This is a genomic window from Deltaproteobacteria bacterium (genome assembly GCA_009930495.1).
GTDB lineage: Bacteria > Desulfobacterota > Desulfovibrionia > Desulfovibrionales > Desulfomicrobiaceae > Desulfomicrobium.
This window is the reverse complement of sequence record RZYB01000099.1, coordinates 1-10302: the sequence shown is the minus strand read 5'-3', so window position 1 is coordinate 10302 and position 10302 is coordinate 1. Positions and strand designations below refer to the sequence as shown.

The following is a 10302-nucleotide window of genomic DNA, read 5'->3' as shown; positions in this document are numbered from 1 at the left end:
TGGAGGCAACCGGGCCATCTGGACCATCCAGACCCCTAGCTTTCCGTCCCAGCCTCGCGACTGGTTTGGCTTTGGCTCTTTGACTTTTTGAAGGCTTAGTCCCTGCCCATGACTGGGTCAAGGCGGGTAAAAATTTTCATACCTTTGTCACGCGATCACACCAAAGCATGAGCCTTGATGCGCATCCCGACACGCGACATGGCCGCATCAACAGTGAATTTCGAGAACCAAAAAGCCACGAAACGAGCCAGAACCGGCGTACCGAAACCTGCCCGCCAGAATTCTTTGCGCTGTTCTACTTTTTCATGTTCACATACTGCAATGGCAACTCAAAATCACTCTCGCGCAACACGGCGATAACCGCCTGTAAATCGTCAATCTGCTTGGCCGTAACCCGGACCTGTTCATCCTGGATAGCGGCCTGCACTTTCAATTTGCTGTCCTTGATCATCCTCACCAGTTTTCGGGCGGAATCCTTGTCGATCCCATCGTGCAGCTTGATCTCCTGTTTGAGCTGGCCCCGGCTGGTCTTTTCCGGTTCACCGAACTCCATGGACTTCGAATCAACCTTGCGCCGCACGAAATGCGAGACGAGCATGTCGCGAATGGCCCGAATCTTCATGTCGTCTCCCGTCACCAGGGAGATGACCTTGGTTTTGCGATTGAACTCTATCTCCGTGATCACCCCGCGAAAATCATAACGAGTTTCGGCTTCCTTGCGCACATTGTTGACGGCATTATCCACTTCCTGCAAATCCAGCTCGCTAACTATATCAAATGACGGCATGATATCCTCCTTAAAAGCAATCTCTTGCAGCGACATCTCAAAAAATGGCCCAAACGGGCGCACCCGTCAAGAGCCTGATCTTTATCTGCAGGCTCTCACCTGCAGGTCTATCCAAAGCATCCACGAAAATGCTCCACAGTGGCAAAAATATATCACTGAAAGCAAAAATTTTTTTTGAAATCAAATTTTCAAACAAAGTATTTGACATTTATGCGTCCAATATTAATATCTCATCTAACTCGTTTGGCATAGAAAATACATCGTACACAATATTTTATTCACGGAGAATGTATGGAAGACTATATGAAGCAGGCCCTTGAAATCGTCAAAGCGCAGGCCAGTGTCCGCACGATGACCGAAGAAGAAATAACCTCCATGTTACGCGCCCTGACCAGCGGAATTCAGGCCATGACAGAGGGCACTACTCCCACCGCTGACGTGGAGCCCGCCGTTGATCCCAAAAATGCCATCCGTGAAAAAAGCGTCATTTGCTGTGAATGCGGCAAGTCCTTCAAGGTGCTGACAAAACGCCACATAGCCTCGCATGGTATGACTGTCGAAGAATACAAAGAAAAATACGGCTATAAAAAAGGAACTTCCTTGGTGGCAAAATCCTTGGCCAGAGAACGACGAAAGACAATGCAAGGCATGAAGCTCTGGGAAAAACGCAAAAAGAACACCGAAGAATAAATCTCACCACCCTCCGCTTGGAGGGTTTTTTTTTGCGCGAGTCCGTGTGCCTGGCTTCTACTTATTCCCAAGCCAAGGCGTGCTCACAAGCCTGCATCCACATTTTTTTCAGTGACCGCGCCTGGAGTTGGCCTGCTCGCAGACCAAAAAATACGCGTCTCCAAATCCAAAAAAGCATGTAGTATCATTATTTATCTAATAATTTAAAACAAATATAGTATTAATTGTATTTTAAATGGATCGAGCCGCGAATTCGACTGCCTCCAAGCAACACCAGGGAAGATTACCTAAAATCCAGGAATTCCACCTAAAATGTCACCACGAAAAAACCAGGAAAAGGGGATCAATGCCTATCGACACTTTCCCGTCCCCTTCATAGATAATCTATCGCCCTTTCAGAGAGACGCTCCCGTGATGCGCCACGCCATCAAGCCATCTGGCTCCAGGCCGCCGCGCGGGTCGTCACACCATGCGGCGCAACCCAATTTTTAATGGAGATGAACATGTTTCAATGGCCCAAAAGTAATGATGTCCTCGGCACCACCAATCGTGGCAACCCGGCCGAATCTGGCCTGTGCACCTTGTGCCGCTCCGACTGCGCCGGCAAATGCGAAACCTGGATGTCCTGTCTGAAAGGACGACAGATGCTCTACCCGCGCGACTTCGGGTCGGTCACCGCCGGCAGCGCCAATACCTGCCACCTCGGCGTGAACTACAATTCCTTGCGTATTCAGGGCTATAACTTTGGCGCCCAGGGCGTGGCCGCCGGGCGGTCCACCAACCCGGATGACTGTCTGTTCACCAACGTCTCCCTGGAAACCGCCTTTGGAGCCAAGGAAAAAACCAAGGTGCGCATGCCACTCATGACCGGCGCCCTGGGCTCGACCTTTATCGCCGCCAAGTACTGGGATTCCTTCGCCACGGGCTGCGCCCTGATCGGTATCCCGATCGTGGTCGGTGAAAACGTGGTTGGAGTGGATCGGACTTCGACCATGTCGAATGGACGGATCGAAAAATCCCCGGAACTGGACCGCCGAATCGAAACCTACACCCGCTACGCCGACGACCATGGCGCGATCATTGTCCAGCTGAACGTCGAGGACGCGCGTAACGGCGTGGCCGAGTATGTCATCGGCAAATACGGCAACAAGGTTTGCATCGAGCTGAAATGGGGCCAAGGCGCCAAAAACATCGGCGGCGAAATCGAAGTCGAAAGTCTGGATTACGCCCTTTTCCTCAAAAAACGCGGCTATCTGGTCGACCCCGATCCGGAGCTGCCCGAAGTTCAAGAATCCTTCAAAGCCGGCGGCATCAAGGGCTTTGCCCGTCACAGCCGCCTGGGCTACACGGACCTGCCCTCCGTGAGCGCGGTGCACGAAAACTTCATGGACACCGTGGCCTATCTGCGAAAGCTTGGCTTCACCAAAATTTCGCTTAAAACCGGCTCCTACGGCATGGAAGCCCTGGCCATGGCCATCAAGTACGCCACCGAGGCCGAACTGGATCTGCTGACCATCGACGGTTCCGGCGGCGGCACGGGCATGAGCCCCTGGAACATGATGGAAACCTGGGGCGTGCCGTCCATCCTGCTCCACTCCAAGGCCATTGAATATGCCACCATCCTGGCTGCCCAGGGCAAAAAGGTGGTGGACATGTCCTTTGCCGGCGGCCTGGCCCGAGAGGACCACATCTTCAAGGCCCTGGCCCTTGGGGCGCCTTTCGTGAAGCTGATTTGCATGGGCCGCGCCCTGATGATTCCCGGATTCCTCGGCTCCAACATCGAAGGCGTCCTGCATCCGGAACGTCGTGAAAAAGTCTGCGGCAACTGGGACAGTCTCCCCAAGACGGTCAAGGACATCGGTGAAACTCCAGAGCAAATCTTTGCCGGCTACGAATCCCTGAAGGCCAAGATCGGCGCGGCGGAAATGAAAAACGTGCCGTATGGCGCCATCGCCGCCTGGACCTTGGCCGACAAACTCGGCGCGGGACTCCAGCAACTTCTGGCCGGAGCGCGCAAGTTCTCGATCACGGAGATCACCCGGGGCGACGTCGTCGCGGCCAACCGCGAGACCGCCCGGGAAACCGGCATCCGTTTCATTACCGACGTACAGGACGAAAGCGCCCGCAAAATCCTGTCCGCCTAAATTCCTTGACGCCAGGGGGGAGTGGGCCCCAGCTCCACCCCTGGCCCCTTTCTCCGTCCTGTGCTAGACACGCTCCGCCCAATGCACAGGAGAGACCATGCCCACATCCCAACACTTCGCTATCGCGTCCCCTGAGTCCCAAGAAAAATGGCGAGCCCTGGAAGCCCAGCGCCAGGACACCGAAAACGCCTTGCGCGAAAGGGTCAAGGAGCTCAACTGCCTCTACGGGATCACCCGCCTGGCCCAGGCCACGGACGAGCCCCTGGACGAAATCCTGACCGCCATCGCCAATCTTGTCCCAAAATCCTGGCAGTTCCCGGACATCGCGTGTGCTTCCATCCATGTTGGTGAAACGCGGCGCAACTCGGCCAATTTCCGTCCAACGCAATGGCGACAGACCAGCCCGATCACCATTCGGGGAACGGTTTGCGGGGAAATTGAAGTCTGCTACCTTGAAAATCGACCCGCGACCGATGAAGGCCCATTTCTGCGCGAGGAACGGAGTCTCATCGATGCCGTGGCCGACCTGATCGGACGCATTATCGACCAGCGCCAGACAGAAGACGAGATGCGCGCCTTGTCCCAGGAGCTGATCATGGCTCAGGAAAACGAACGCCAGCGCATCGCGCGCGAACTGCATGACCATGTCGCCCAGGACCTGACCCTTGCCAAGGCCGACTTGGAGCGGATCAGCGCCAATCTCCCCGCCGACGCTTCGTGGCGTGGTCAGATCGGCGGCGTTTCCTCCCGGCTGGGCACGGCCATCGGGGCCATCCGGGACCTAGCCTACGGACTGTTGCCTCCCGGCCTGACCGAACTCGGTCTGTTGGACACAATTCTGACCCATTGCGAAGAATTTTCCCTACGCCATGGCATCGTGGTCGATGTCTATGCCGATGGGCTTGACGGGGTTGAATTCGATTTTGACACGCAAATCAACATCTACCGCCTCATCCAAGAAGCCTTGAGCAATGTCCGCAAACACGCCAAAGCCAGCCGCGTGACCATCCGCCTGCTCGGCTCCTACCCCAACCTGCTGGTGCGCATCGAGGACGACGGCCAAGGCGCGGACCTGGAACGCTGTCACGCGGCAGCCGGTCGCAACAAGCACATGGGATTATGGAGCATGCGTGAACGGGTTCGACTCCTGGGCGGCAAACTGCGATTGCGATCCAAACCAGGACAGGGCATGCGCATTTTCGTGGAAACCCCCTTGCGCCGGAGTTCCCGTGGGCGAGCCTAAACGCGTGCTCCTCGTCGAAGATCACCCCCTGTACCGCGACGGCCTCAAGGTCCAACTGGCCGCGCGAACGGGCATCAGCGTGGTGGGGGAAGCCGGAACCTGTGTCGAAGGCTTGGCTCTGTTCCAAAAAACCGATCCTGATTTGACCATCATCGACATCAGTCTGCCCGATGGCAGCGGCATCGAACTGACCCGGCAACTTCGGTTGGAACGACCCGAGGCCGCCATTCTGATCCTGAGCATGCACACCAAGATAGATTTCATTACCGCCGCGTTCCAGGCTGGAGCCAGCGGATACATGTCCAAGGAATCGGGAGGCGAGGGGATCATGCACGCCCTGGACGCCATTTTAGGCGGAGGCCAATATCTGGACGGATCCCTTTCGCCATCCGTCCTGCGGCGCCTGAGCAGCATATCCGAGCGCAAGGCCAAAAGCGTGGACGCGTCCTATGGCTCGCTTTCCCTGCGCGAGCAACAGGTCATGCGGCTTTTGGCCGAAGGGCTGACGCCCGACGAAATCGCGACCAAGCTCTTTGTATCCCGCAAGACCGTGCTCAATCACCGCTACGCCATCATGACCAAGCTAGGCATCAAAAGCCCCATGGCATTTGTGCGTCACGCGGCGAAATTGGGCTTGATCGATATTGATGAATAACACGCCAAACCAAGCGAACACCACGACTTGATCGTGGCCAGAAAATTCCGGAACTCCGAACGGAGTTCCGGAACACAAAGGACGCCAGCTAGGCATCAAGCCGAAAACGATTCACCAGGGTTCCCAAATGACTTGCCAGGGCGGTCAGGTCATCGGCGCCACTACTGACTTGGCGACTGGCTCCAGCCATGTTTTCCGAAGTCGCATGGACTTCGGCGATATCATGGGCAATGGTCGAGGATACCGTGGCGCTTTCCGCGATCAAGCCATTCACCTCCTGGACACCGGCCGTTGCCTCGGCAATATTTTGAACAATTTCACGAGTTGCTAGGGCTTGTTCGGAAATAGCCTGGGCGATCCCGACAATTATTTCCTCAACATTGCCAATAACATTTGTAATACCCTCCACGACGTGCATGGCCGAGTCCGTGGCATCTTGGATGCCGTTCACCCGGTCACGAATGTGCTCCGTGGCGTCGGTGGTTTGGCGGGCCAATTCTTTAATCTCATTGGCAACAACGGCAAAACCGCGTCCAGCCTCTCCAGCGCGCGCGGCTTCGATGGTCGCGTTCAAGGCCAACAAATTGGTTTGCGAGGAAATCGCGGATATGGCTTCAGTAACCTTGCCAATATCCTGCGCCGCCGCCACCAGTTGATTCATGAGCGTACTCATCCCCTGGGCCTTGGCCGCGGCCTCCGCGCTGATGGTTCGGGCCTGCTCCGAATTGCCGGCGATATCACCAATGGTCGTGCTCATCTCCTCGGCGGCCGACGCCACCGACGTCAGATTGCCCGAGGTTTGTTCCATGCTCGCCGCCACCGAGGCGGTATTGGCGCTCATCTCCTCCGCGGCGGCCGACACCATTGACGAGCGGTCAGTGGTGTCTTGAGCGCCCTCGGAAACGCGACAGGCCACGGCCAACATCTGATCGGCGGAAGACGACAGGGACTCGGCCTTGTCACGAATTTCCTTGATCATATCCTGCAAATGCACCACAAATATATTGAAATTACGAGCCAACTCTCCCAATTCATCATTATTTTCAGGCAACCTGGCGGTCAGATCGCCATCACCTTCGGCGATGTCCTTGAGCAAGTTCACAACCAGCCGCACCCGGCGCAGGATATTGACGGAAAAAATCATAATCAATGCAATTGTCCCAAAAGACAGTACCCCCATAAAAATTCCGGACGCAACGAGCTCTGTATTCACCTCGTCCCGCAAGGTCTCGAGTTGAGCCCCCACAAACTGGCTCTCTTTGTCAATGATGGCGCGGATATCATCAATTTTGTGGCTCATGACCTCAAAGAACCGACTCCCGGAATACCCAAAACCGCCTTGGCTGGACTTAAGGAGTAACGCCGACAAAATTTCCTCGGTTTCCCGCCAGATTTCTGTTTCCGGAAAAGCCCGCAACATCCCCCGTGACTGTTCGTTAAGAACCAAAGCCGGAGAACGGAGATTAACATCGACCTCCGCCTTGAGCTGCGCTAATCGGGCGAACTGGTCCTGGGTCAACGGCTGATCCTGGGCCAACAAACTGGCGCCATTGGCGCGGACTTTCCCCGCGCTTTCCTTCGCAACTTCCAAAATAACAAGGGAGCCCAGCACTTTGCCCAATCCCTTGGCAGTCTTGGTGTTGGGAACGAGGCCCTCGACATGAAGCAAGGCCGCCACAACCGCCGTATACTCATTCAACGCCTTGTCCCTGAGGCTGGCATCCTGAACAGTGTAGGAAGACCGAATCCGAGGCAAAGACCGAAGACGTTCCAGACAGGCCAACCGTTCCTTCTCCGGAAGCGTTGAAAATTCCAATGCTTCTCGAAAAGCAGGCAAAGCCGCATCGGACCCCTCGCGTAAGGCTTGGAGCATCTTTTCGTCCGCGCCACCGCTCAAAAACAGAGCCGTGCCGCCGCGCTCTTTTTGCAGGCAATCGATGGCCCGCGAAGTGGCCTGAAACAGCGCGATATTGCGCTCCATTCCCAAAAATATGACCCGCTCCTGGTACTTTTCCAAAATGATCGAACCAGCCACGCCTAAAAATGCAAGTAATGGCACGACCCCGATCAGCACAATACGATGAAAAATCTTCACGCAGCCCCCTCGGTCAATGATTATGCGCATAAGTCAGTAAATAATTACTAATATCCAAAGAATCCATGAAGAACAAGACGCGATTTTAATCCGGATTCGCACCATTTTACGGCTTTACCGAGTCTGGAAATGATGGATACATGAAACACGTGACAGCTTATCCACCCGACCCTGATTGTTCCGCGCCAAACCAACGCGCCCGACACAAGGACAACCCATGCTTCGCTCTCTCGCCTTTTTGCTTCTGGTCTTCATCTTGGTTTCAGCGAATGGTTTTTTCGTGGCATCCGAATTTTCCCTGGTCGCCGTCCGGCGGTCCAGAATTGCAACCCTGGCTGAACAAGGAAGCCTGCGGGCCAAGCTTCTCCTGCGCCTCATCGACCATCTCAACGCGTACATCTCCGCCACCCAGCTGGGCATCACTCTGTCCTCCCTGGCCCTGGGCTGGATTGGCGAGCCAGCCATAGCCCAGCTCCTCGAGCCGTTGCTCGCGGGCTATATACCGGAGACAGTTCTGCATTCCATCTCCTTTGCCATCGCCTTCAGCCTGATCACCTTTCTGCATATCGTTCTCGGCGAACTCGCCCCTAAAACCATCGCACTGGAACGCGCCGAAAAAACAGCCCTGGCCGTGGCCCTGCCCTTGGAAATATTCTACCGCGTCTTCCAATGGCCCATCCGTCTCCTGGACTGGTCCGGAACCCGGACTGTCCGACTCCTAGGTTTTCCGGCCAGCGCCGGGCACGGCTCGGTCTACACGGAAGACGAACTGCGCTACCTGATCGACATCAGTCACAAAAGCGGTCAGCTTGAGGAAGATAAACGCAAGCTCATCAACCGCGTTTTCGACTTCGGTACAACCGAGGCTCGGGAAGCCATGATCCCCCGCTCGGGAATGGTGGCGTTGCCCTTGAATGCCAGCCTGGACCAGGTCCTGGATACCTTTCACAACCAAGGCTATTCCCGTCTGCCCGTTTATGGCGAGGATCTCGATGACATGCGTGGTATCCTCTACCGGCAGGACATGGAGCCATTCCTGGCCAAGGACCCAAGCATTGCCTTCGACATGGCCACCCTGCTCCATCCGCCCGTGTTCGTCCCCTCGGGGAAACGTCTGGGACCGCTGCTCAAGCAAATGCAGGGCACACGGGTCCACCTTATGTTTGTCATGGACGAATACGGTGGTCTGGAAGGCATGGTCACCCTGGAAGACGTGCTAGAAGAAATCGTTGGCGAGATCAACGACGAATACGACGAAGAAGTCCACTCCCAAATCATCCGCGATGGAGCGGATTATATCCTGGATGGGATGCTGGCAGTCCGCGATGCCAACCGCACCTTGAAATTGAAACTCCCCGAGGATGAAACATACACGACCATGGCGGGGCTTCTTTTGGCCGAAACAGGCCGGGTGCTGGAAGCCGGAGACCGCGTGGAGCTTCCGGCCGGGATTTTTACCGTGGAACGTGTCGAGCGCCGTCGCATCCAGCGCATTCGATTCACTCCGAAACAAATCACAGAATGACACGAGGTACAGCCATGCAACCCAAAATCATCGGCACGGTCCAATCCCACCTGGTCACACGCGACGAATGCCCCAAATATGGCCTCCAGACTCTCCCCCCGGTCTGGATTGAATTGAGCCCGCATTTTGAATCCGCCGCCACGGACTTGCAAATCGGCGATGCGATTTTGATAGTGACCTGGATGCATCAAGGCGACCAGAATGTCCTTCGGTGCCACCCCCGGGGTGACCGTGGCATCCCACCTCGCGGGGTGTTTTCGACCCGTTCGCCCGATCGGCCCACTCCCATAGGATTGCATCCGGTCCGAATCATCAAACGCGAGGGTCTGAAACTCCAAGTCCACCCCCTGGAGGTCATCAATGGCACTCCGGTCATCGACATCAAGCCGGACAATACCTCCAAACCAGATCATCCGGCGTTTCCCGCGCTCGTCAACCCCGAGACGGGACGGGCCATCCTGGAAGCAGGACGTGATGGATGGCTACGCGGCCTTTTTTCGGGATTCAACGGCAATATCAGCTCCCGTCAGGGAAACCGCGTTGTCATCACTGCCACGGGGAGCGCCAAGGGACACCTCTACCCCCAAGATCTAAGCGTCATCGATCTGGACTCCGGGCAACACCTCTCGACCACGCGGGCCTCCTCGGAATTGGCCGTGCATCTTGAGGTCTACCGCAACCAGCCCCGCGCCCAGGCGATTGTCCACACCCATCCCCCCAAACTCATTGGTTTATCACTGCGTAAAGACTCCTCGCTCCTGGATCTCCCCTTGTTCGAAGGTCAGGTATTCGCGAACAAACTCACCCGTGTTCCGTCATTTCCCCCAGGCACGGAAGAACTTGGCCGAATCGTTGGCACCGCCAGTAAAAATTTTCAGGCCGTGTTCATGGATAACCATGGGTTGGTCTGTTGGGGCGAAACCATGACTGAAGCGCTGGCCCTCTCGGAGGAACTGGAAAGCCTCGCGGGCATCGCCCTGGGCAGCTAAGCGGCTACGTCACGAATTGTTGAAAATTATAGCAAACACTAAAAAAGCCCCGCTTCTGCGCGAAGCGGGGCTTTTCTTAATTTTCAAGGATCAATTTACTGTGATTTTACTTTTTTCCTCACCATGAGGAGAGTTCATTGACGGGTACACCGTCCAGTTTGTGGGCACTTCCAT

General features: G+C 55.8%; 8 protein-coding genes and 1 riboswitch. Of the genes, 6 read left to right on the top strand and 2 right to left on the bottom strand.

The window, feature by feature from the left end; all coding sequences use genetic code 11:
• Position 1: 1 nt before the first annotated feature.
• A riboswitch (cyclic di-GMP riboswitch) is annotated at positions 2-80 on the bottom strand.
• Between the two features lie 215 nt (positions 81-295).
• The gene (locus tag EOL86_09130; GenBank protein NCD25738.1) at positions 296-787 is read right to left on the bottom strand and encodes a YajQ family cyclic di-GMP-binding protein; all 492 of its coding nucleotides are present in this window, start codon (positions 785-787) and stop codon (positions 296-298) included.
• A 291-nt stretch (positions 788-1078) separates the two neighbouring features.
• Between EOL86_09130 and EOL86_09125 the strand changes: the two genes are divergently transcribed.
• The 4 genes from EOL86_09125 to EOL86_09110 all read left to right on the top strand — a co-directional run bounded on the left by EOL86_09125 (position 1079) and on the right by EOL86_09110 (position 5519).
• Positions 1079-1477 carry a transcriptional regulator gene (locus EOL86_09125; GenBank protein NCD25737.1) on the top strand — a complete coding sequence of 133 codons (399 nt, stop codon included), beginning with the start codon at positions 1079-1081 and terminating at the stop codon, positions 1475-1477.
• Positions 1478-1980: 503 nt separating this feature from the next.
• A complete protein-coding gene (locus EOL86_09120) occupies positions 1981-3621 on the top strand; it encodes an FMN-binding glutamate synthase family protein (GenBank protein NCD25736.1) in 1641 nt (546 codons plus the stop codon).
• A 97-nt stretch (positions 3622-3718) separates the two neighbouring features.
• Entirely contained in the window at positions 3719-4864 is a 1146-nt protein-coding gene (locus EOL86_09115; GenBank protein NCD25735.1) for a sensor histidine kinase, read from the top strand.
• Positions 4851-5519, top strand: coding sequence for a response regulator transcription factor (locus EOL86_09110; protein NCD25734.1), 669 nt, complete (start codon positions 4851-4853; stop codon positions 5517-5519). Before EOL86_09115 ends, EOL86_09110 begins: the two co-directional genes overlap by 14 nt.
• Positions 5520-5607: 88 nt before the next feature.
• Here EOL86_09110 and EOL86_09105 read toward each other — a convergent pair whose 3' ends face one another.
• Positions 5608-7644, bottom strand: a complete 2037-nt coding sequence (locus tag EOL86_09105) for a HAMP domain-containing protein (GenBank protein NCD25733.1) — start codon at positions 7642-7644, stop codon at positions 5608-5610.
• A gap of 187 nt (positions 7645-7831) precedes the next feature.
• Here EOL86_09105 and EOL86_09100 point away from each other — a divergent pair, with 187 nt between their 5' ends.
• Together EOL86_09100 and EOL86_09095 are read left to right on the top strand one after the other, a co-directional pair.
• Positions 7832-9139 carry an HlyC/CorC family transporter gene (locus tag EOL86_09100; protein NCD25732.1) on the top strand — a complete coding sequence of 436 codons (1308 nt, stop codon included), beginning with the start codon at positions 7832-7834 and terminating at the stop codon, positions 9137-9139.
• Positions 9136-10128 (top strand): tRNA (N6-threonylcarbamoyladenosine(37)-N6)-methyltransferase TrmO, encoded by a 993-nt coding sequence (locus EOL86_09095; GenBank protein ID NCD25731.1) that lies wholly within the window; start codon positions 9136-9138, stop codon positions 10126-10128. The genes EOL86_09100 and EOL86_09095 overlap by 4 nt, the downstream gene beginning before the upstream one ends.
• Positions 10129-10302: the final 174 nt, after the last annotated feature.

Excerpts from the sequence above, each read along its gene's own strand:
- EOL86_09130 (NCD25738.1), bottom strand. The coding sequence starts at position 787 with ATGCCGTCATTTGATATAGTTAGCGAGCTGGATTTGCAGGAAGTGGAT.
- EOL86_09125 (NCD25737.1), top strand. The coding sequence starts at position 1,079 with ATGGAAGACTATATGAAGCAGGCCCTTGAAATCGTCAAAGCGCAGGCC.
- EOL86_09120 (NCD25736.1), top strand. The coding sequence starts at position 1,981 with ATGTTTCAATGGCCCAAAAGTAATGATGTCCTCGGCACCACCAATCGT.
- EOL86_09115 (NCD25735.1), top strand. The coding sequence starts at position 3,719 with ATGCCCACATCCCAACACTTCGCTATCGCGTCCCCTGAGTCCCAAGAA.
- EOL86_09105 (NCD25733.1), bottom strand. The coding sequence starts at position 7,644 with ATGCGCATAATCATTGACCGAGGGGGCTGCGTGAAGATTTTTCATCGT.
- EOL86_09100 (NCD25732.1), top strand. The coding sequence starts at position 7,832 with ATGCTTCGCTCTCTCGCCTTTTTGCTTCTGGTCTTCATCTTGGTTTCA.
- EOL86_09095 (NCD25731.1), top strand. The coding sequence starts at position 9,136 with ATGACACGAGGTACAGCCATGCAACCCAAAATCATCGGCACGGTCCAA.